This is a genomic window from Marinovum sp. PR37, assembly GCF_028807375.1.
Lineage (GTDB): Bacteria > Pseudomonadota > Alphaproteobacteria > Rhodobacterales > Rhodobacteraceae > Marinovum > Marinovum algicola.
This window is the reverse complement of record NZ_JARAML010000020.1, coordinates 54,728-74,330: the sequence shown is the minus strand read 5'-3', so window position 1 is coordinate 74,330 and position 19,603 is coordinate 54,728. Positions and strand designations below refer to the sequence as shown.

The following is a 19,603-nucleotide window of genomic DNA, read 5'->3' as shown; positions in this document are numbered from 1 at the left end:
GGCCAGTGACAGCCCTGCCCGGGGCTTCTTCTGTTCGAAAATACCGCGGGGAAATCCTGCGAGGGCGGGGGCAGAGCCCCCGTGCCCGGCCTGCGCCGCGTCCGGTCAATAGCGCTTCAGGGTGTCGCCGAAGCTGATCGTCGGCGTCATCTCGAAGACCCGCTCTTCGGTGCCGCCGCCATCGAGCCGTTCAACCAAGATCTGCGCCGCCCGCGTGCCGATGTCGCGGCGGCAGGCATCCATCGTAGCCAGCTGGCGCGGCAACCCCTGCAACAGCTCGACCCCGTTGAAGCCGGCCAGCCCGATGCGGCCGGGAATGTCATAGCCCGCCTCCATCAGCCACAACAGCCCGCCAGCGCCGATCATGTCATTGGAATAATACAGGAAATCGAGATCCGGTGAGCGCTCCATCATGGCCTTGGTCATCTCGCGCCCCTTGGCCAGGGCGGAGCCGCCGGAATAGAACTCCTGATCCATGATCTCGACGCCATTGCGCGCCAATTCCTCGGTAAAGCCTTCGAAGCGCTTCCTTGCGCGATGATCCAGCGGCATCTTGGTGCCCATGAAGCCGATGTTCTCATAGCCCTGCTTGAGGATCGCCTTGGCGATCTGGCGTCCGGCCCGGCGGTGCGAAATGCCCACTGCGGCGTCGATCGGAATGCCGTCGGTGTCCATGATCTCGATCACCGGAATGCCCGAGGCCTTGAGCATGGCGCGCGAGGCATCCGAACGTTCCAGCCCGGCGATGATCACGCCCGAGGGCCGCCAGGACAGCATCTCGAAGAGCACCCGCTCTTCCTTTTCCGGCATGTAGTCGGTGACGCCCACCACCGGCTGCAAGTCGGTCTCTTCCAGCACCGCGCTGATCGCGCTCAGCACCTCGGGAAAGACCATATTGCTGAGCGAGGGGATGATCACCGCCACCAGGTTGACCCGCTGGCTGGCCAGCGCGCCGGCGATCTTGTTGGGCACGTAGCCCAGCTGCTTGGCGGTGGCGAGCACCTTTTCGCGGGTGGCGGCGCTGACGTCGCCGCGGTTGCGCAGCACCCGGCTCACCGTCATCTCGGAAACCCCCGAGGCTTCGGACACGTCGCGAAGCGTCAGCGGGCGGTTATGCTCTGAGGTCACTTGGATATTCCCGATTGATCTGAGGCCAGACTAGGCCCTCCGCCGAGGGTGTTCAAGTTCGCGCGCACGCCGGGGCAAGCAAAGTATGCGGCCGCCGCCTCGCGATGCGCCGCCGCCGGCACAGGCTGGCGCCAAGCCGCAGAACGACCCGCCGGCCACAACCGCGCCGCGTCTTTTCCAATCGGTGGCTTTCCGGGCTGACAGCGGCTGCCGGAGCGGTTATGTCAGGCGCTGTACGGCCCCGTGGCTCAACTGGATAGAGCAGCCCCCTCCTAAGGGGCAGGTTGCAGGTTCGAATCCTGCCGGGGTCGCCAGCTACGCATTATTTTCCTTTCTTTTCAGTATCTTGATTGATGGATTTGCCCAACCAGTCGGAAAGGTTGGACACAGAAGCCGCTTTGGCCTTGGCCATACCGTCCGACGCAAGCTTGCGTCGCTGCGCCGTGCGGACATATGTCAGAGCTTCGCGGGTACTCTTGTGGGCAAGGAATGCCATAATCTGGAATTCGTTCGCGCCGTTCTCGGCAAGCTGGGTCGCACCATGCTTTCGCAGGCCATGCGCTCGGCAAACATCAGGCAATCCGGCCGCCCGGCATTGATCTGCAAACCAGTTCCCGAAGCTTTCCGGCGTATATGGCTTGCCTCCCGAATGCGTCATGAACACACTCGTGCAATGCGGAAGTTGAACGATCTCCGAAATCAGCTCGGGCATGAATTCCAGCGGCAATTCGGCTTCCTGCCCGGTTTTGCCCCTGCGATAGAAAATCACGTCACCCTTGATGTTGTGGCGCCCCATTGCGCAAGCGTCCTGCCGGGCGGCTCCGGTCGCCAGCATTAGCTCCAGAGCTAGCCGTGCCTTCGATCCGGTCGGGTGAGCGTCTCTGAATTGTTCGACTTCTGCCGGCGTCCAGGTGTGGTATCCGCCGGTATGCGGCTTTCTGTGCTCGTCTGTCGCCGCCGCTGGGTTCCCAAGGTTCAATCCCATGCGCTTCCTAGCATGGACGAAGATCTCCGAAACTTCCTTGCGAAGCCGGTTTGCAGCATCGGCACCACCCTTCTGTTCCATCAGATGCGCAACATGATGGGGTTGGATATTCGCCAAGGGAAAGCGTCCAAGTTTCTGGCAGATCCAGTCTAGGCGCTTGCCTTTGGCGTATCGGGTGGAATCGGCAAGGGAATGAAACTTCTTACTGGCTCGGTAGTGTGAGACCACATGATCGACAGTGCCAGGCTCACCGCGAGTCTTCGCCTCAGGTCGGACTGGGTTCATCGCGGCGTCGTAGGCTTCACGAAATTCAGCCGAGGCGTAAGGGCCGGGAAGATAGGTATCGACCTTGCGGCCCTGCACGGTGGCGCGGAGTCGCCAGCGCTTTTTGCCGTGGCGATCAACAGCGGGTTTGTTGCCAACGCCGGGGAAAGGATTGCGCTTTTTCATCTGATGCCCAATGCCTTGTCTATTTCCTCCACACCGCCGGGGGTGAGTTCATCGTCCTTGCATCTTACGATGATCCGACCATCCTGGCCGATTTCCACCCGCGCCACTGACAAGCCTGCCGCAAGCACGCCTTTGGCTGCTCGCGTTACGTCAGCTTGCGTAAACGTGGCGGGGCGGTTGGCCATGATTTCATACTGTTCCGTTGAGACGGATGCTCACTACAGTGGCAGTGCCCGCAGCAGCTTCGGTCACCGCGCCAATCAGGGTGTTCCCAGTGGCTGTGCCAGTGACGTTCGCGTTCGCGGAACTCCAATACGCCTTCTGCCCTTTGGCGAGCGCGCCAGCCGCCTTCGGAAGCTCGAAGACGCCGGTAACGGCAGCCTCGAAATCATCGCCCAGGGCGGCATTGGTTGCGGCGACGCCGAAAAGCGCGCCCTCGAGGACGCCTTGGCCTGCTGTCACGGTGGCTGCGGCGGTGAAGGTGAGCACATTGCCCGCCTGAACGTAGTTCTTCATCTTAGAGCCCTTTCGAGGATTTGAACGCGATAGTACGGGGGCGGGGCGCGCCCGCCGCTGCAATTCGCCGGTCAAGGTCGGCGATGGCTGACGCCATTTCTGCGTCGCTCACGTATTCAGTGCGATGCCCGTCATAGGCGACGGATCGAAGGCCCTGCGCGCGCGCTCGCACTAGGGCGTCGCGCAGGGTTTCCAATTCGGAGGTGTCAAGGGCCATTACGCGCCCTCGTTCATGTACCAGCCACGGTGGTCGATCCAGCCGCACCCGAAATCGAGGCGAACCTTGATCTGTACGCCGTCCACCTCGAAGCCTTGGCGGGTCTCGATCTGGGGGCCGGGCGCGCCCTCGAGATAGGCGTATTCGAGGCCGTCGATAGTCGCGGAATCTGCCGCGACGTACCAGGCGATCGGATCGGTCAGGCGCGGTTCCACGGCGAGGATGAGCTTGCCGAAGGGGTTCACGTCATCAGTATTCGTTGCGTTGATCTGCGTCAGCAGCTGCTCCGCAAGGGTTTCGAGTTCGGGCGGCACGACGACAGCATGGGGAGCGACGTTGATCGGTTCGCCGGCAAGGCCGGTCTGCCGGCGCATCGATTTGCGGGCGGCGCTTAGCGTCGTGATGGACAGGGCCCCGGCTGATGCGGCCAGGTTGCCGTGATCTGCGTGAAAAACGCTCTTGCCGTCGCTCATGGCCGGGTTTTCAACCAGCTTCGCGACAAGCTGCGCCGCTTCGAAGGCGCGGGCAGCATTGCCCATCTTCGAGGGAACTTGCGAGAAGGCGCCGAGGTCATCGTTGACCATGGCACGGCGGCTGATCCCGAAGATCCGCCCGAAGGTCTCGATGCTGTAGCTTTCGGCCCCTTCGGTAATGCTGCCGCTTTTGAACTCGCCGCTTTCATTCACCTTCTTGAGTTCCGGCCCCTCGCCGAATTGCAGCGCCCGCTTTGCCCGGAAATCGCGGGCCGTGGTCTGGCGCGCTAGCTGACTGACGCCGGACGGTGCCGCCTGGTAGGCGCGGCGCAGTTCCCGGTTGACCGCGTCGCCCAGGATCAGCGGGAAATCAGACGTGGTGTGCAGGGCGCGAGTCAGGATCGTGTCGGCCGACATGCCGGTAGCGCTCATCCCGGAGCGTTGAAGGGCGGCTCGGGCATGATCCACAAAGGTCATGTAGGCGTAAGGGCGGGACCACTCGCTCAGTTCGTGGTCGGGGTGGGAACGCGCCCAGAGGGCTTCACCGGCCCGCGTGGCGATTTCCTCGGGTGCGGTGTGATCTGCGGTAATCGTCGCGCGGGTTGTACGGGTCGCGGTGCCGGCGCTGCGTTGTTGCATCGACTCGAAGGCGATGCGCCGGGCGTCGTCAGCGGTCACTTCCGCGTCGATCTGTTCATCAGCCCAGGCGCGGGTCAGACCAGCGGTCTCCGCAATGGTGCGGATTTCCGCGTTGACTTGCGCGCGGGTCTCGACCGCCGCGGGCGTTGTGGTGCGGGGTTCGCCCGCGTTCTGCTCGTGTTCCGGCATAAGATTTTCTCCGTTGCGGAAGTGGGCGCCCGGATCAGCCGGGACGGGAACAACGGACACCTCTCTCGGGGCCCATCGTTTGGCGATGCGGATGCGGCGATTGCCGTCCCTCATTTCTCTCCACTCGGCCACCTGGTATCCTATAGACAGCCCCCGCAGGGTGCCGTCCTCGATGTCAGAAAGGACCGACGTCGCGGCAAGGTTGCTTCGGAACTTCATCCGGACCCAGATACCCTCAGGCCGAAGTTCAGCTGCTTCGATGACCCCGAGCTGGTCGCGTGTCGAAGCCGAGCGGTGTGCGTCCAGGACCGGTGCCCCAATCAGGCGGGACAGGTCTGCACCGGAAAGGTCAAGACGTTCGACGAAGCCTGCGCGCGGAGCATCAGCGCCCGTCGAGACGATGGCTTCAACTGTGCGCGCGGTGGCATCTACTGTGCTCGGGCGCGGGCTCAGGCTGCGAATGTGGATTGTCATGCTGCGGTACTCCCGTCGCGACGCAAGGCATCGCGGGCGATCTCCTCGTTAAGGTCATCAATGTCGCGGCCACGCCCTGCGACCACTTCCTCGCGGCTCTTCAGCCCCGTTTCGATGGCCCGGGCGTCCGCTTCGACTTCATTTTTTGGATCCACCCACTGCCAGCCAGGCGGGACGAAGCGGACGGAGTTGAAGTCATCGAAAGCCGCGCCGCCTGCGTCGATCTCTCCTGCCAGAGCGCGCAGTTCGATCCACCGCTTCCAACAGGGGCGAAGAAACTGACCTTCGATCAGCTGGCGTTGCAGCATTTCGGCGCGACGGCGGAAATCCAGAAGCCCGACCCGTGCGGAGCTATAGTTGGTCTGCGTTAGATCGCCCGTCAGGGCTTCGAAGGTCAGCCCAACCCCGGAAGCGATCTCGCGATCTTGCGCCCGGAGGAACTCGGCCGCCTGCGTCGCGCCCTGGCCGGGTGTCGAAAACGTCACGTCCGCGCCTTGCGGCAGGATGCGCATCGCGCCCGGCTCGAGTGCGACATTCAGCGCCCCGCCATCTTCAGTGCCATAAAAGCCCGCCATCGATCCATCGAGGTCGCGCACGAAGCCCGTGATCAGACTTGCCGTCTTCAACTGCATCAGAAGTGCGTCGGACGCCTCGTCGCGGTCACGCATCTTGAGCAGGACCGGAGTCAGCCATGACAGGCCGCGCACCTGGCCGGGAAAAAGCGGATCGAAAATGTGGATCACGTCACGCGCCGGGACGCGGACGGCTTGCTGGTAGGTTGCAAACGGGGCGCCAGGCGCTTCGGGAAGAATGTGGTAGGCCAGCACTTCATCGTCGCTATCGAACTCGACGCCCGCGACGATCCGAGAGCCGTTGCCAAGGTCTCGCGACAGGGACGGATCAACCTGTTCGGCGGGGATCGGTCGCAGTCGAATTGCATCCGTGGCGGTGATCTGGATGCGCAGAAAGCTCTCACCGTCGCGCACCAGCGCTCGCACCAGCAGCGGCAAAAGTGGAGTTACGAGCGCCTCGAATGCCTCGTTCAAACTGCGCGCGGTGGGCTTATCCGGATGCCGCGAACGGGCTTGCCAGCCCTTGCCCGCTAGCGCCGAGACCCAAGTTTCCACGATCTTCTGTCCGAAGGGGGTGTTGATGTACTGCCCTGCCGCGCGCGCCTGCGCCGGGCCGCGAGCGGCGAGCGTCGCGGTCTGAGGGGCAGTCAGGACGGACGCACCGTCCCAGCGCCGCCCGCCGCCCGCAGCTTCGATGCCCGAGCGGCGAAAGAGCTTCGCGAGACCGCGTTGCGCGGTGCGGAGAACCTGGCGGGATGCCATCACTCGCCTCCGATTTCTTCTAGAAGGCGTTCGGCGGCATCTTGCGCAGCCCGACCGATATCAACGATCACCGCGCCACGCGAAGCCCAGCCGTGGAAGACTGCGGCGATGCGACCGCCGTCTAAGCGATCATGAAACTCAAACTTCTGATTATCCTTAGACAGCCTGTAGCGGACGCCGAAGCCTCGCCAGTGGCGGTGGACTTGAATCGATACACCGAGGCCAAAATTCTCGGCCAGCCCTGACGGGTCCTGAGCTTCGATCATCTCAAGAATGCTGTCGGAGAACTGCATGGAAGAGTGCAGCGCCTCCGGCATGGGGATGCCGAGGGAAAGAAACTCACTCGCTGTCCGCAGCACACACATGTCGTGAAAGCTGTAGAGCTTGTGCCCAGCGTCGGCGCTGAAGCCCATTGGCGCGGTGAAGCCCTTGCGGTGCCAAGAGCGAAGCGTGACCGAGTTGATCTCGGATGCAGCTTCGCAAATCGATGGCTTGTAGAGGCGCTCGGTGAACATGGTTGGCCTTTTGATACCCGGATACCGGAAGCATGCACGACAAGCGCTCGCACGTCAATATTCGATTTCCGGGTATCGGTCATGTCTTCGGGTACTCAGCGCTCCCTTCGCAGGCGCACACGTTGGCGGCAAAGTCTTCAGCTTGAACTAGCCGCCGGCGACGGCCCCGCGACGCACATCGTCCCAGTGCTTTTCCAGGAACTCTTCTGTTTCCGTCGCCTTGACAAGAAGTGCCTCGTGGATGGCAAGCAAGGCTCGCCGTGTCCTTTCGGGCAATGGATCGGAAATCGAGCTGACGGATATTTCCCCAATGACCAGGTCGAGCGCTTGAGAGAGATTTGCAATGTCTTGGATCCTCCCCTCTAATTCGAGACTAGCATTAAAGTATCCTTGGTCTTGTTTGTGCCCGGCGCACTCAGCCTGCGGTGACTGCGCGAGCTCCCGTAGCTGCTCCGTGCCGGGAAACTCGGGTTCGCCGCGACGCGGGGCGGAGGAAGGAAGCTCTTTCGGAAGGGCGGGGCGGGACGTATATTGGCTACCAGCCATGGACGATCTCCTTTTCAGATCGGTTTCATGTCAGGGCCGGTCTGGTGTTGCTGCACCGTCCGGCCCGTTTCGTTTTAGGAGCTTTGCACCTGGTTGGTCTTAGCCATCCGTTCACGGACAGCCCGGATAACTTCGGAATTCTGGCTGCTGCCGTTCGCCTCCGCTTGCTCCTCGATCCACCTCTTCAGGTCTGGCGGAAGGCGCAGCTGCATGGGTTTGCGTTGGCTCATAATGTGCTCCATATGGCTCGATGATATCTTTATGGCTCTAAGCCATTATTGCGTCAATGCTAAAATATGGCTTGATGCCACCATGAGCAGTGAACCCCGGCAAAATCAGGACAAATTCATCCTCCGGCTTCCCGATGGAATGCGCGACCAGGTGAAGCAACTGGCCGCCAGCAATCACCGCAGCATGAACGCCGAGATCCTGGCCGCGCTCGAAATGTGGCTGGGCGATTCACGGATCGGCATGGACAAGGCCGAGTTCCGTCAGCTGATGCGTGACGATGCGGAGCAACACCTTGCAACCCATGGCGAAGACTTCCCCCAAGTGTCGATCCGCCATGGCGGGCGGGTTATCGACTACGTACCGCACCCAAAGCACCTGAAGCCACCCGAGGTGTGAAAATACAGCGCCTATTTCCTGCCACGTGCCGGGACTGAACAGTTACGACTTATTTCCTGCCGCCATCAACTGATGACCAACTCTCATTGTTTCAGCATTACTTGGGGCGTTTCAGTCTGCTCACCGCCGCAGCGATTGTTACAGGGCAAATACCTTGTGTTGCCGTGCGTATATGTTGGAGCGACATAGGCGGCACAAACTAGATTCCAGATATTGCATGACGTACAATAGAAATTCAGCCGGGATTCGCATTCCCGGCTGCATGAATCTGATTGCAACTGTTTCTAGCTGCGACTGGTTAATTCACGTTGGGGGAGTCCCAAGTTGTACAGACCAAGTCAAGGCGGATTATCAAAGGATATTGGCCGAATGGCTGTCTACATTGTAACATACGACCTGAACAACGAAACCAAACGCCCTCCGCTACTTGAAGACATCAAGAGCTACTCTGCATGGGCAAAGCTTTCTGAAAGTAGTTATGCAATCAGCACGACGGAATCGACCACGGATGTTTATAACGCGTTGAAGAAACACATTGATTCGGATGACCGTATCTACATCATCACGCTGAAGAAGCCGTGGAGCGGTTTCGGCTCCAAGCAGGTCAATGAATGGCTGGATAATAACCTAAGCTACTAAACGGGAAGTCATAGGCGCACCTTACTTGCGCCCATGACTTTATTCGCGCTCAGCGAAGAGCTGTAAGTGCCTGTGCCGCGCTCTCTCGGGGCATGCCCACTCGCCGAGTAACGGGGAGGTTTTGGCACCTTGTCATAGCCGGGCGCGTCCAGCCCTATCTCAGCGGCTCATCCAGCTTGAACGGACAACCGGGGCTGGCCGATTGGCGGGGGCGCTCTTCAAGGCTAGCTCGGCCCGCCTGCGGTCCCAATCGGGATTGATGAGCGAGCGGACGGCGAAGGCGTAGACCGTGCAATCCAGCGCCTCGGCCCGCCGTCCTGGCACACGCTCGAAACTGCGGGACGGCTGGCCGCGCTTGTAGCGGGTCACACCGCGCTCGCTGGCCAGCTGCTCAAACCAGACGCGCGCCAGGTCCGAAGACAGCCGGATCGAAGCCCCGCGCGACAGCCGCCCGAAGATCAGCCCTTTCAGCGTGTCCACCCCGACAATCCAAAGCCGCGCGCCGGTCTTCGTCTTCGAGCCTGCGCGCTCGATCTGAGGTCGGTTGCCCGGCGCGCCTTTGATCGCCATGACCTTGCGGCGCGTGCGAGGCTGACAGAAGGCCGTGACGGTGTGCATTGTCGTGCCATCGCCCGCGTCGATTGCCGCGGCCTCGATGCCGATGCGGCCGCCAAGTGCGTGTGGAAAGGTCTGCTTCAGAAGGCCGTCCAGCTCTGCCCAGGTGTCGGCCTCGTCCCATTGCCCCCAGATGATCCGATGCCCAAGAATGAAGGCGGTGCCGTCCTCGGCCCAGCCGATCAGCGTTGCCTCGATACGGTCGTGTTGCACGTCGCAGCCTGCGGTGATCGCCAGCACCTCGGCAGGCACTTGGCCGAGTCCGAATGGTTCCACCCGCCCGGCCAGCCCTTCGTCGTCCAGCTCTTCGCCATCTCCGCGCCAGCCTTGGCCGAGGATGGTATTGACGAAGGTCTGAAGCGTCGAGGGATCATCCTTCGCACCTGCGAACTCGGTTGCCAGCCGTGCCCAGGATGCGTTGGCGTGGAGCGATACCAGTGCGTTGAGCCTGAAGCCAGCGTGGCCCTGCACCTCGGGCCGCAGGGCGCGCCAGTGACCGCCCGCGACCATTGCGGGCTTGTGCCGTTCCTCGATCTGCTCGCGGCAATGCCGGCAGGTCCAGCGCGCCGTTTCTGGGATGCCTTGGTCCCAGGTGATCTGGTCCCACAGGATCTCGGAAAACACGCCGCAGCTCGGGCATGGAACCTCGAAGATCCTCTGGTCGGACTGCGCATAGGCGCGCAGGACGTGGCTGGTCTCTTCGTGAACGGGTGTACTGCCCAGGACTATTTTGCGGTCAGGGAAGGACAGTGTGCGCCGCTCGGCCAGCAGGATCGGCGAGCCCTCGGCGGTGGCCTCCATGCCGTCCGCCTCGTCAATGAACAGAACGCGGACGTTGTGCCGGCGCAGGTTGCGCGGAGCCTTGGCCGCGACCACCTTCAGCGACCCGCCGGGGAAGCGCCGTGACAGCAGCGTGTTGCGCTCGCCTTCGTCCCGGTCATCGCCCAGAGCGTCCGCGACGGCGCGCGAGGCGGCAAAGATCGGCTCCACGTCCGACACCATGTAGTCGCGGCAATCGGCCTCGGCGGGCAGCAGGCAGAGAATGGGCGCGGGTTCGTTGGCGACAAAGGACGCAAGCGCCGAGGTGAGCAAGGTTGTGAAGCCGACACGCACGGGCTTCACCAGCGTGACGCGCTCGATTTCGGGATCTCCGATGGCGTCCGCGATTTCGCACTGAAAGGGCCAGAGCTGCACCGGGCCGGGCTGGGCGCTGACCCCCTCCGGGAGGGTCACGTTGTCTTCGATCCAGTCAGAGAGACGCAAGCGCGGCGGCGGGATCAGCGCGCGCAGGGCGTTCGCGGCAACGTCTTCAATTGTCGACATGACCAAGCTCCGTCAGAGCATCACGAAGCCCCCGATCGAGGGCGGCGACAGTTGCGGTATCGAGCTGCGGCAACTCGGAGCGCAGGCGAGACGGAACAGCAAGAATGCGCGCCCGGACCTGGCGAAGAACATCCGCCCATGTCCGCTCGACCTCGGAAGCCTCGACCAGATCACCTCGCACCTTGGCGTTCTTCAATGCCTGGGCGTCCGCCTGCTCCTTCGCAAGTCGCGCCCGTTCCGCGCTGAGCTGGACCGTGTGCTCTTCGCCGCCTCGTCCACTGGCCACGCCACGAAGGTGCTCGACATAGGCCCGGACAGTGGCCTTCAGATCATAGGCATCGTGGCCGAGATGAACCGCAATTCCGCGCTTCTTCAGATCGGTCAGCGCTCCCGAGGAAAGGGAAAGCAATTCGCACAGGTCTTTGCCGCCAATCCGAAGGACGCTCTCACCATCCAAAGCCAGTTCCTCAAGGATGCGCATTTCTTATCCCCTTGATTTATTTCACAAAGCCTGAAATGCCGGGCTGTGTTGACCCGTATACGGCATCGCTAGGAAGGACCCGTCCAAGCTGCTGGCTGGCGTTCTCGCGGCGTGGTTTGTGGCACTCTACGCGACAAACCAGTGCGCTGATTGCTTCTGAGACATGCCGCCAGTTTTTTGGAAGTGCGCTGTTGCTCTCGCGCGTATATCTGTTCATCGCTGTCTTTCCTTTCTCTGTGTACCTCTGCTCAATGGTGAGGTTCGGAGCGAAGGGCATAGGACGACTGCCCACGCCGCAAAGCGTGGCAGTCCCTATGCCCTCCGCGTGAAGATCCTGCTCAACGGAGCCGGTCCATCGCTTTGGGCCCGTCCGGTCATGCGCTCCTGCCGGTCGGTTGGTTGCTACTTGCGACGCCAGAGCGCGGCGCCGGGGATCGGGCTTCAACCTTTCGGACTGCCCTGGGCAATGTGATCCCTGCCCGTGTTTGCCCTTCGCTCCTGCCGGCGCACCGTGGTTTCCCCGACACCGGCAGGCCCTGCGAATGCGCGCAGAGCCGCGTGGCGTCAGTCTTCGATCACCTCGGAGCTCTGCGGCTGTACAGTGCCCACCTCGGCCACCAATCGCCGCATGATCTGTTCCTGCCGATATGTGGGTTTCCATGCTGCGCGCTTTCCCTGCCGGGCGATGGATCGGACAAAGCCTTTCAGCCAATCGTCCGTGCCAGCCATCGCCGCTCGCATAACCAGCGGCCAACGGAGCGTCAGGATTTCGTCGAGTTCGCGCTCGGTCATGCAACTGCCCTCCCTTTACGGTAGGCAAGAGCTGCATCTGCGGTCATACACGCAGTGTCGTGATCCAATGACCGCAGCGCCATGAATGCGAGCGCAGCACGATCCTCAGGGGTAAGCCGCGCCCGCAGGATAGTGGCCAGTCCGGACCAGCTACCCAGCCAGATCGCGTAACCGAGACAGCGTGACACACGCTTGATGTTGCTGGGGATGTGCTTGGAAACGGTCATTGGAGCGTCCCCCAGTGCCTTGCCAAGATCGGGTACGCTGGGGTATGCTCGGTATCAGTACAGACGCCTTCCACAACGTCTTTGACCCCGGTTGCGCCCGCCAGCGCACCGGGGTTTTCCTTTTCCGAACGCCCGGAAATAGGGTTGGGCAGACCGGAAAATTCCCCAATGTTTCCAATAAGGGATTCCCTGAAGGTGGGACAGATCAGCCCTTTGATTTTACTAGCAGAATTTATGTCCTGCCGGGGTCGCCAAAATCACCTGACTTTATGCCCCGGAAAAAGACGATTTATCCAGTGCCTTCGCTGATGGTCTGAGGGGGGCAGAAAACGGTTCTTCCGTCTTTGCGTCTGCACGGAAAATGACTGCGATTTCCCTTTCGGTGCGGAGGGATTTTTTCCGGCTCTGCGATGCAGAAACAACCGGCATCCGCCCAACTGTTTGCGGCTTCAGCTATCAGCTCCTGAACCTCGGTGTGAACAGGAACACGCCCGAGCCCGATCACGTCAACGAGGGTCTCACTGGCTTCAGATCGGATCGGGGCCGGTATAGGTCCAGCGATAGGCAGGCGGGGTCGGTCCCTTGTTGCGCCCGCCCTGGTTCATCTGTTCCCAGGCATGGGCGATCACCCCGACCGAGCGTGACAGGCAGAACAATCCGCGCGCCAGTGGGCCGGCAAAGCCGAGTTCTGCATAGATTACCGCCGTCGCGCCGTCGATGTTCATCGGCACCGGGCTGCCTTTGCGATCGTTGAGCACCGTCTGGACGGTGCGGCCGATGGCGGCGTATCGCCCGCTGACCGTTCCGGCCGCGGCAGCCTCGTCCACCAAGCCCAACAGGCGCGGCGCGCGCGGGTCTTCGGGCTTGTGAAACCGGTGGCCGAAGCCCGGGATAAATTTGCCGCGCTCGGCCTGCCAGCGGTCGACCATCTGCGGCACCGCAGCATCCAGAGGCTGGCCCGCCTGAACGGCCGCATCGATCCAGCCGTAGAATTCCACCGCCTGCTCGCCGGCCCCGCCATGGACATCATCCAGCATGTTCACCGCCGAGGCCATGGCCCCGTTGAGTCCGAGCCCGCAGGTCACCGCCATGCGGGCGGTCGCGATCGAAGGCGCCTGAGGCCCGTGATCGACCGCCGCGACCAATGCGCATTCCAGCAGACGCGCCTGCGCCTCGGTGGGCAGGTCGCCCCGCGTCAGCAACCAGATCATCTGCGGGAAGGTCACGGCGCCGATCAGTTCCTCGACCGGATGGCCGCGAAACCGGATCTGGCCGGGCGCCATGTCGATGATCTCGGTCGTCCACCAGTCAGAGACGTCATTGCTGTCTCGGGTCATATCGCGCCATCCTCTTGCAATGTATCGATGTCCTCGGTGGTAAGGCCAAGCTCCTGCCAGATCTCGGCGTTGTGCTGGCCCAGTTCCGGCGGCGGGGTCTCGACCGCGGGCGCCGCGCCGTCAAGCTTGATGCCGGTCGTGGCCACCTGGATATCGCGCCCCACGCCGGGCACATCCGCATAGCTGTGCAGAAACCCCCGGTCGGCCACCTGCGGCATGGCCAGGATTTCCGGCACGGTCAGCACCGCACCCGCCGGCACGCCGATCCGGTTCAATTCCTTGGCCCAGTCGCGGGCCGGCCGGGTTTTCAGCACGGTTTCCAGCTCGGCCTTCAGCGCCCGGCGGTTGGCCTTGCGCGCCTCCCGGCTGGCATATTCGGGCCGCGCGCAAAGATGCGACAACCCCAGATGCCCGGCCAGCAACTGCCATTGCTCGTCCTTGTTGGCGGCGATGTTGATCAGGCCTTCGCCGGCTTCGAAGGCCCCGGAAGGGGCAGAGGTGGGGTTCTCGTTGCCATGGGCCAGAGGCTCCACCCCGGCGATCAGGTAGTTGGAGACCACCCAGCCCATCGTTGCCAGCACCGATTCCAGCATCGAGACGTCGATCATGCTGCCCCGGGGCGTGGCATTGAGCGCGGCGGAAATGGCAAAGGCGGCGGTGATGCCGCCGACGGTATCGGCCACCGGATAGCCGACGCGCAGCGGCGCGCTTTCGCTGTCGCCGGTGATCGACATGACCCCCGAGGCGCCCTGCACGATCTGGTCATAGGCCGGGCGATGCACCCAGGGACCATCCTGCCCGAAGCCCGAGATCGCACAATAGATCAGGTGCGGGTTCACCGCTTTCAGCGCGTCATATCCGACGCCCAGACGGGTCATCACGCCGGGGCGAAAGTTCTCGACCACCACATCGGCGGTCGCCACGAGGCGCAGGAACAGCGCCTTTCCCTCCGGGTGCTTGAGATTGACGGTCACCGATTTCTTGCCGGCGTTCTGGGCCAGAAAGGACACCCCCATGCCGCTGGCATTCAGCTCCGGGTCGGCCCCCAGCTGCCGCGCAAGGTCGCCGCGGCCCCTGGCCTCGACCTTGATCACCTCGGCACCCATATGCGCCAGGTGGTGGCAACAGAACGGGCCGGCCAGCACATTGGTCAAATCGAGCACGCGAATGCCCTCTAGCGGTTTGCTCATGGCCTCTCCCTGGCTCGATGTCGCTGGCGTCGGGCCTCAGTCGCCTTTGGCCCCACCTGCCGCCCGGTTCCGCGCGCGGCAACTGGGCAGAACCACCAGTATCAGCGCCCGCACCGGCAGGCCAAGTGTCATCGGACAGTCGCAGATGAAACTCACCCCGTCACAAAACTGCATGGCGCGGGAAAAGTTGTTCTTCGACGGCGGACCGAGGATGAAGCCGATCAGCAGGCGCGCCAGCGGGAGATCTGCAAACCGCAGGAAGGTCGCGCAGAGAGCGCAGCCAACCAGGATCAGCAGCTCGTTGGCGGTGTTCTGGCCGATATAGGGCACGGGCGCAGCCCGGCGAGCGCTCCAAACAAGAAGGCGGCGCTGGGAGCGCCGCCTTGGTGTCTTGGCAGAACCGCTGCCTGCGGGAAGGTCTCCGCAGGCAGGTGGTGCGAGGGATCAGGGTGCTTCGTCGCCTTCGTCACCCTCGTCGTCTTCGTCGTGCTCATTACCCTCGTCGTCTTCGTCACCTTCGTCGCCTTCGTTGCCTTCGTTGTCCTCGTCACCTTCATCGTCTTCGTCGGCTTCGTCGTCTTCGTCACCTTCGTCGCCTTCGTCGTCGACGCCGCCCTCGTCGCCTTCGTTGCCTTCGTCGTTTTCGTTGCCTTCGTTGCCTTCGTCACCTTCATCGTTTTCGTCGTTTTCGAAGCCTTCGTTGCCCTCATCACCTTCGTCGCCGAGGTCTTCTTCGTTCAACTCGTTATTTTCGTCGCCTTCGTCGCCTTCATCAGCTTCGTTGGCTTCGTCACCTTCGTCACCTTCGTCACCTTCGTCGCCTTCGTCGGCTTCGTCACCCTCGTCATCTTCGTCACCCTCGTCGAACTCGTCGTCCTCGTTGTTTTCGTTGGCTTCGTTTTCTTCGTCGAATTCGTCGTTTTCGTCGTTTTCGTCGTCCTCGTTGTGTTCGTCGTTTTCGTTACCTTCGTCGAATTCGTCGTTTTCGTCGCCTTCGTTGTGTTCGTCGCCTTCGTCGAATTCGTCGCCTTCGTCGTCCTCGTTTCCTTCGTCGTCTTCGTCACCTTCGTCGTCTTCGGTGCCTTCGTTATCCTCGTCACCTTCGTCGAATTCGTCGCCGTTGTCGCCGGCTATTTCATCGCCTTCGTTGTCTTCGTCGTTTTCGTCGAATTCGTTGTTCTCATCACCTTCGTCGTTCTCGTCGTCCTCGTCGCCTTCGTCGCCTTCGTCGAATTCGTCGCCCTCGTTGTCTTCGTCGCCTTCGTCGCCTTCGTCTTCCTCGTCGTGTTCGTCGCCTTCGTTGTCTTCGTCGGCTTCGTCGCCTTCGTTGTCTTCATCGCCCTCGTCGTCTTCGTTGGCTTCGTCGTCCTCGTCGCCTTCGTCGCCTTCGTCGTCTTCGTTACCTTCGTCGTTTTCGTCGTGCTCGTCGGCTTCGTCGCCTTCATCGGCTTCGTCACCTTCGTCGTTTTCGTCGCCTTCATCACCGTTATTGTCTAGACCAGGCTCATCACCCTCGTTGCCTTCGTCGCCTTCGTCTCCGTCGCCGTCCTCGGGTTCGTCACCCTCGTTGCCTTCGTCGCCTTCATCGCCTTCGTCGCCTTCGTCGGCTTCGTTATTCTCGTCGAATTCGTCGCCTTCGTCGCCTTCGTCGTCCTCGTCGTTTTCGTCGCTTTCGTCGTCTTCGTCGTTCTCCTGGCCTTCATCGCCTTCCTGGCCTTCGTCGCCTTCGTCGTTCTCGTCGTCCTCGTCGTTTTCGTCGGCCTCGTTGTCTTCGTCGTCTTCGTCGCCTTCGTCGCCTTCGTCGCCTTCGTCGCCTTCGTCGTTCTCATCGTTCTCGTTGTTCTCGTCGTCTTCGTTGTCTTCATCGCCTTCGTTGTTGGTATTGGGCACGTCGCCTTCATTGCCTTCGTTGTCTTCGTCGCTTTCGTTGCCCTCGTCGCCTTCATCATTTTCGTCGAATTCGTCGCCTTCGTTGCCCTCGTCGCCTTCGTCGCTTTCGTCGCCCTCGGTACCTTCGTTGTTCTCGTCGCCTTCCGAGCCTTCGTCGCCTTCGTCGCCCTCGTCACCTTCGTCGGCTTCATCGTCCTCGTCGTCTTCGTCGCCTTCGTTGCCCTCGTTGTCTTCGTCTAGCTCGTCACCCTCGTTGCCTTCGTCGCCTTCATCGTCCTCATCGGCTTCGTCGGTCTCGTCGCCTTCGTCACCCTCGTCGTCTTCGTCGTCTTCATTGCCGGGGACGCCTTCGTTGCCCTCGTCGCCCTCGTTGCCTTCGTCGCCGTCGTCGTCGCGGTTGAAGTCGTACTCGTCCTCCTCGTTGTTTTCGTCGGCCTCGTCGCCTTCGTCGTCCTCGTTGCCCTCGTCGCCTTCGTTGTCGAGCGCATCGGTGCCGTCGCCCTCGTCGCCTTCGTCGTCTTCGTCGCCTTCGTCGCCCTCGTTTTCTTCGTCACCCTCATTCTGCGGGTCTACGCCGGGCTCGTCGCCTTCGTCGCCTTCGTTGCCTTCGTTGCCTTCGTCACCTTCGTTGCCTTCGTTGTCTTCGTCGGCTTCGTCGCCTTCATCGCCCTCGTTGGACTCGTCGCCCTCGTTGAAGTCCTCGTCGCCCTCGTTGCCTTCGTTGTCTTCATTGCCCTCGTCGTCTTCGTCGGCCTCGTCGCCCTCGTCGCCCTCGTCGGCCTCGTCACCTTCGTCACGCTCGTCCTGTTCGTTGCCCTCGTCGCCTTCGTCGCCCTCGGACTCGTTGCCCTCGTCGCCTTCGTTGCCTTCGTTGTCCTCGTTGCCTTCGTCGCCTTCGTTGCCTTCGTTGCCCTCGTCGCCTTCGTTGCCTTCGTTGGCCTCGTCTCCTTCGTTGCCCTCGTCGTCCTCGTCGCCTTCGTTGCCCTCGTTGCCCTCGTTACCTTCGTTGCCCTCGTTGCCCTCGTCGGCCTCGTTGCCTTCGTTGTCCTCGTCGGCCTCGTCACCCTCGTCGCCGCTGGCGCTGGTTTCGTTGCCTTCGTCGTCCTCGTTGCCCTCGTCGCCTTCGTTGCCCTCGTCGCCCTCGTTGCCTTCGTTGTTGCCGTCGGGCTCGTTGCCCTCGTTGCCTTCGTCGTCCTCGTTGCCCTCGTCGCCTTCGTTACCTTCGTCGCCCTCGTCGGCTTCGTTGCCTTCGTCGCCCTCGTTGCCTTCGTCGTCCTCGTTGCCTTCTTCGCCTTCGTCGCCCTCGTTGCCTTCGTCGGCCTCGTTGCCTTCGTTGTCCTCGTTGCCCTCGTCGCCTTCGTTGCCCTCGTTGCCTTCGTCGGCCTCGTCGCCGCCGTCGGGCTCGTTCTGTTCGTCGCCCTCGTTGCCTTCGTTGTCCTCGTCGCCCTCGTCGTTCTCGTCGCCCTCGTCGAACTCGTCGCCTTCGTTGTCCTCGTCGTCTTCGTCGCCCTCGTTGCCTTCGTTCTCCTCATCACCTTCATCGCCATCGAAGAAATCGACAAAGCTCAGGGGCGCGGTGAGGTCACGGATCTCGAGCGCGGCGTCGATCAGCGCGGCCAGCTCTTCGGTGAGGTCGGTGGTCAGGGCGGCGGGGGTGGCGATGATGGCGGTCATGGGAGGTCTCCGTTGGTCGGAATGGTCTCTTGCGAGAATGAAAGAAATGCGCCTGCCAGGCAGGCAGCTCTGAATCGGGAGTTCTGGTGGGAGCGGCTCAGCGAGCCTGAAAAATCCAGAAATGCAGGTATATCAAAAGCGCATGACCGATGTGCATTTGGGTATATTAATCAATGCAGTACAAAAAACCCAATGCGGGCCAAAGTGATGCTCAATGACGCCACGGCCCAAGGAAATGCAGATTTACCCAAGATGTTCGGCACGAATCGGCATTCTGTCAACGGAAATTTAAGGAACTGGGGTTTCCGGCGAGGCCGCGCAGCCCCTGCCCCGACCGTCTTCCAGGCGCTGCCGCAGCAGGGGCGAACGTGCCTTGATCACCCGGAATGATCGCCTTATACGTGTAGATCGCGCCGCAGGTCAGCGAGGCTCTTTTCGCCATGGAAAACCGCCCGTCGCACCGCGCCCGTCCCCTCTTGCAGAAGGAGCAACGCGAGGATGCGGGCGGGCGGATAGTTCCAACTGTAGTCATACGCCGCCCCGGGGCGCGCAAGACAGGCTTGCAATCGCTGGCGCATCGCGCCGAGGTTGCGCGCCCGGTGGCCGGCCAGCGCATCGGCAGCGGCGCCAGCGTGGCCGGGCGAGAGATCGGCCAGCCCCGGCGGCACCATTTCTTCGGCCAGAAAGGCACAGGTTTCGCGCAGCACCGGCGCCAGTGCGGCTCCGGCGATGCAATGCAACTGGAGGGCATGGCCGAATTCATGCGCTGCGATGGCGAGGTCCGCAGCCGAACGCGAGAGCGGGCAGGACACGTAAACCAACGATTTTTCAGTAATATAGAGCGCAAATGGCTTCGGGTGCCGGGCGCGGTCAGGAGCAAAGTTCAGCACGGTGGCGCCGGCTGTTCGTTCGATCTCCGGGGTGAGCTCTGGCAGGCGGTGCGTCAGGGCGCGGGCGACCAGTGCCCAGAGCGCCGGGCCGTCCGGCCATTCCGCTGCCGTATCGCTGTGCGCGACCGGCTCCGGGAGGGGCGGTTCGGTGGCCAGCAGCCGGGCGCAGCCCTGGGCTGTCATGCCGTGCAGCGCCAGCCAGTCCCGCATGCAGGGTGGGGACGCAGCGCGCATCACGCGACCACACACGCTAAAGGAGAGCGAAGTGCCGTAGCGTCACTCGACAGCCGCTTCGGGCAGCCCCGGTCGTCGGAACGATGCTCCATCAGAAGTTGCAGGCTGGACACGTGAAAATAACCAATTGGAATAAGGCGCTTCGCTGGTATGATCGCAGGTGGCGGTGGCGGCCGCCATCCTAGCAAGACCATGTATTTTAAAACAAGTGAGAGATG

At 62.2% G+C, this 19,603-nt stretch carries 20 protein-coding genes and 1 tRNA gene; 3 read left to right on the top strand and 18 right to left on the bottom strand.

All coding sequences use genetic code 11. The annotated features are described in order from the left end of the window. Window positions 1-105: 105 nt before the first annotated feature. Window positions 106-1,128, bottom strand: a complete 1,023-nt coding sequence (locus tag PVW49_RS16315; RefSeq protein ID WP_048529004.1) for a LacI family DNA-binding transcriptional regulator — start codon at window positions 1,126-1,128, stop codon at window positions 106-108. A 237-nt stretch (window positions 1,129-1,365) separates the two neighbouring features. On the opposite strand from PVW49_RS16315, the gene PVW49_RS16310 reads away from it, so the two are divergent. After that, window positions 1,366-1,442 (top strand) — tRNA-Arg (locus PVW49_RS16310). A gap of 8 nt (window positions 1,443-1,450) precedes the next feature. Here PVW49_RS16310 and PVW49_RS16305 read toward each other — a convergent pair. The 9 genes from PVW49_RS16305 to PVW49_RS16265 all read right to left on the bottom strand — a co-directional run bounded on the left by PVW49_RS16305 (window position 1,451) and on the right by PVW49_RS16265 (window position 7,696). Then, complete coding sequence (locus tag PVW49_RS16305; RefSeq protein ID WP_274591065.1) at window positions 1,451-2,563, bottom strand: tyrosine-type recombinase/integrase; 1,113 nt, start codon at window positions 2,561-2,563, stop codon at window positions 1,451-1,453. Further along, window positions 2,560-2,748: a hypothetical protein gene (locus tag PVW49_RS16300; RefSeq protein WP_274591064.1), complete on the bottom strand. Its 189-nt coding sequence runs from the start codon at window positions 2,746-2,748 to the stop codon at window positions 2,560-2,562. Before PVW49_RS16300 ends, PVW49_RS16305 begins: the two co-directional genes overlap by 4 nt. A 4-nt stretch (window positions 2,749-2,752) precedes the next feature. Further along, complete coding sequence (locus PVW49_RS16295) at window positions 2,753-3,079, bottom strand: DUF2190 family protein (protein WP_274591063.1); 327 nt, start codon at window positions 3,077-3,079, stop codon at window positions 2,753-2,755. A 1-nt stretch (window position 3,080) separates the two neighbouring features. Next, complete coding sequence (locus PVW49_RS23755) at window positions 3,081-3,296, bottom strand: phage head-tail joining protein (RefSeq protein ID WP_274591062.1); 216 nt, start codon at window positions 3,294-3,296, stop codon at window positions 3,081-3,083. Continuing rightward, the gene (locus tag PVW49_RS16285; RefSeq protein ID WP_274591061.1) at window positions 3,296-5,071 is read right to left on the bottom strand and encodes a prohead protease/major capsid protein fusion protein; all 1,776 of its coding nucleotides are present in this window, start codon (window positions 5,069-5,071) and stop codon (window positions 3,296-3,298) included. Before PVW49_RS16285 ends, PVW49_RS23755 begins: the two co-directional genes overlap by 1 nt. Continuing rightward, window positions 5,068-6,405, bottom strand: coding sequence for a phage portal protein (locus PVW49_RS16280; RefSeq protein ID WP_274591060.1), 1,338 nt, complete (start codon window positions 6,403-6,405; stop codon window positions 5,068-5,070). The genes PVW49_RS16285 and PVW49_RS16280 overlap by 4 nt, the downstream gene beginning before the upstream one ends. After that, the gene (locus PVW49_RS16275) at window positions 6,405-6,920 is read right to left on the bottom strand and encodes a hypothetical protein (RefSeq protein ID WP_274591059.1); all 516 of its coding nucleotides are present in this window, start codon (window positions 6,918-6,920) and stop codon (window positions 6,405-6,407) included. The genes PVW49_RS16280 and PVW49_RS16275 overlap by 1 nt, the downstream gene beginning before the upstream one ends. Before the next feature lie 147 nt (window positions 6,921-7,067). Beyond that, window positions 7,068-7,466, bottom strand: coding sequence for a hypothetical protein (locus PVW49_RS16270; RefSeq protein ID WP_274591058.1), 399 nt, complete (start codon window positions 7,464-7,466; stop codon window positions 7,068-7,070). A gap of 74 nt (window positions 7,467-7,540) precedes the next feature. Beyond that, window positions 7,541-7,696, bottom strand: coding sequence for an Arc family DNA-binding protein (locus PVW49_RS16265; protein ID WP_274591057.1), 156 nt, complete (start codon window positions 7,694-7,696; stop codon window positions 7,541-7,543). Between the two features lie 82 nt (window positions 7,697-7,778). Here PVW49_RS16265 and PVW49_RS16260 point away from each other — a divergent pair, with 82 nt between their 5' ends. Continuing rightward, window positions 7,779-8,093: an Arc family DNA-binding protein gene (locus PVW49_RS16260; protein WP_274591056.1), complete on the top strand. Its 315-nt coding sequence runs from the start codon at window positions 7,779-7,781 to the stop codon at window positions 8,091-8,093. 369 nt (window positions 8,094-8,462) lie between these two features. Continuing rightward, window positions 8,463-8,732, top strand: coding sequence for a hypothetical protein (locus tag PVW49_RS16255; RefSeq protein WP_274591055.1), 270 nt, complete (start codon window positions 8,463-8,465; stop codon window positions 8,730-8,732). Between the two features lie 159 nt (window positions 8,733-8,891). On the opposite strand, the gene PVW49_RS16250 is transcribed toward PVW49_RS16255, so the two are convergent. The 8 genes from PVW49_RS16250 to PVW49_RS16215 all read right to left on the bottom strand — a co-directional run bounded on the left by PVW49_RS16250 (window position 8,892) and on the right by PVW49_RS16215 (window position 19,361). Beyond that, window positions 8,892-10,670 carry a phage terminase large subunit family protein gene (locus PVW49_RS16250; protein ID WP_274591054.1) on the bottom strand — a complete coding sequence of 593 codons (1,779 nt, stop codon included), beginning with the start codon at window positions 10,668-10,670 and terminating at the stop codon, window positions 8,892-8,894. Next, on the bottom strand, window positions 10,657-11,151 hold the full coding sequence (locus PVW49_RS16245) for a terminase small subunit (protein ID WP_274591053.1): 495 nt from the start codon (window positions 11,149-11,151) through the stop codon (window positions 10,657-10,659). Before PVW49_RS16245 ends, PVW49_RS16250 begins: the two co-directional genes overlap by 14 nt. A gap of 564 nt (window positions 11,152-11,715) precedes the next feature. Continuing rightward, window positions 11,716-11,943, bottom strand: coding sequence for a hypothetical protein (locus tag PVW49_RS16240; protein WP_274591052.1), 228 nt, complete (start codon window positions 11,941-11,943; stop codon window positions 11,716-11,718). 754 nt (window positions 11,944-12,697) lie between these two features. After that, window positions 12,698-13,507 (bottom strand): citryl-CoA lyase, encoded by an 810-nt coding sequence (locus PVW49_RS16235; RefSeq protein WP_048529002.1) that lies wholly within the window; start codon window positions 13,505-13,507, stop codon window positions 12,698-12,700. Next, entirely contained in the window at window positions 13,504-14,697 is a 1,194-nt protein-coding gene (locus tag PVW49_RS16230; protein ID WP_274562142.1) for a CaiB/BaiF CoA transferase family protein, read from the bottom strand. Before PVW49_RS16230 ends, PVW49_RS16235 begins: the two co-directional genes overlap by 4 nt. Before the next feature lie 36 nt (window positions 14,698-14,733). Next, entirely contained in the window at window positions 14,734-15,027 is a 294-nt protein-coding gene (locus tag PVW49_RS16225; protein ID WP_371398834.1) for a hypothetical protein, read from the bottom strand. A gap of 114 nt (window positions 15,028-15,141) precedes the next feature. Continuing rightward, on the bottom strand, window positions 15,142-18,261 hold the full coding sequence (locus tag PVW49_RS16220; protein WP_274591051.1) for a hypothetical protein: 3,120 nt from the start codon (window positions 18,259-18,261) through the stop codon (window positions 15,142-15,144). 395 nt (window positions 18,262-18,656) lie between these two features. Further along, the gene (locus tag PVW49_RS16215; protein ID WP_274591050.1) at window positions 18,657-19,361 is read right to left on the bottom strand and encodes a hypothetical protein; all 705 of its coding nucleotides are present in this window, start codon (window positions 19,359-19,361) and stop codon (window positions 18,657-18,659) included. Window positions 19,362-19,603: the final 242 nt, after the last annotated feature.

Coding starts and splice junctions, on each gene's coding strand:
- PVW49_RS16300 (WP_274591064.1), bottom strand. CDS start 2,748: ATGGCCAACCGCCCCGCCACGTTTACGCAAGCTGACGTAACGCGAGCA.
- PVW49_RS16285 (WP_274591061.1), bottom strand. CDS start 5,071: ATGACAATCCACATTCGCAGCCTGAGCCCGCGCCCGAGCACAGTAGAT.
- PVW49_RS16235 (WP_048529002.1), bottom strand. CDS start 13,507: ATGACCCGAGACAGCAATGACGTCTCTGACTGGTGGACGACCGAGATC.
- PVW49_RS16245 (WP_274591053.1), bottom strand. CDS start 11,151: ATGCGCATCCTTGAGGAACTGGCTTTGGATGGTGAGAGCGTCCTTCGG.
- PVW49_RS16230 (WP_274562142.1), bottom strand. CDS start 14,697: ATGAGCAAACCGCTAGAGGGCATTCGCGTGCTCGATTTGACCAATGTG.
- PVW49_RS16260 (WP_274591056.1), top strand. CDS start 7,779: ATGAGCAGTGAACCCCGGCAAAATCAGGACAAATTCATCCTCCGGCTT.
- PVW49_RS16265 (WP_274591057.1), bottom strand. CDS start 7,696: ATGAGCCAACGCAAACCCATGCAGCTGCGCCTTCCGCCAGACCTGAAG.
- PVW49_RS23755 (WP_274591062.1), bottom strand. CDS start 3,296: ATGGCCCTTGACACCTCCGAATTGGAAACCCTGCGCGACGCCCTAGTG.
- PVW49_RS16240 (WP_274591052.1), bottom strand. CDS start 11,943: ATGACCGAGCGCGAACTCGACGAAATCCTGACGCTCCGTTGGCCGCTG.
- PVW49_RS16250 (WP_274591054.1), bottom strand. CDS start 10,670: ATGTCGACAATTGAAGACGTTGCCGCGAACGCCCTGCGCGCGCTGATC.
- PVW49_RS16220 (WP_274591051.1), bottom strand. CDS start 18,261: ATGACCGCCATCATCGCCACCCCCGCCGCCCTGACCACCGACCTCACC.
- PVW49_RS16270 (WP_274591058.1), bottom strand. CDS start 7,466: ATGGCTGGTAGCCAATATACGTCCCGCCCCGCCCTTCCGAAAGAGCTT.
- PVW49_RS16275 (WP_274591059.1), bottom strand. CDS start 6,920: ATGTTCACCGAGCGCCTCTACAAGCCATCGATTTGCGAAGCTGCATCC.
- PVW49_RS16305 (WP_274591065.1), bottom strand. CDS start 2,563: ATGAAAAAGCGCAATCCTTTCCCCGGCGTTGGCAACAAACCCGCTGTT.
- PVW49_RS16255 (WP_274591055.1), top strand. CDS start 8,463: ATGGCTGTCTACATTGTAACATACGACCTGAACAACGAAACCAAACGC.
- PVW49_RS16215 (WP_274591050.1), bottom strand. CDS start 19,361: ATGCGGGACTGGCTGGCGCTGCACGGCATGACAGCCCAGGGCTGCGCC.
- PVW49_RS16295 (WP_274591063.1), bottom strand. CDS start 3,079: ATGAAGAACTACGTTCAGGCGGGCAATGTGCTCACCTTCACCGCCGCA.
- PVW49_RS16280 (WP_274591060.1), bottom strand. CDS start 6,405: ATGGCATCCCGCCAGGTTCTCCGCACCGCGCAACGCGGTCTCGCGAAG.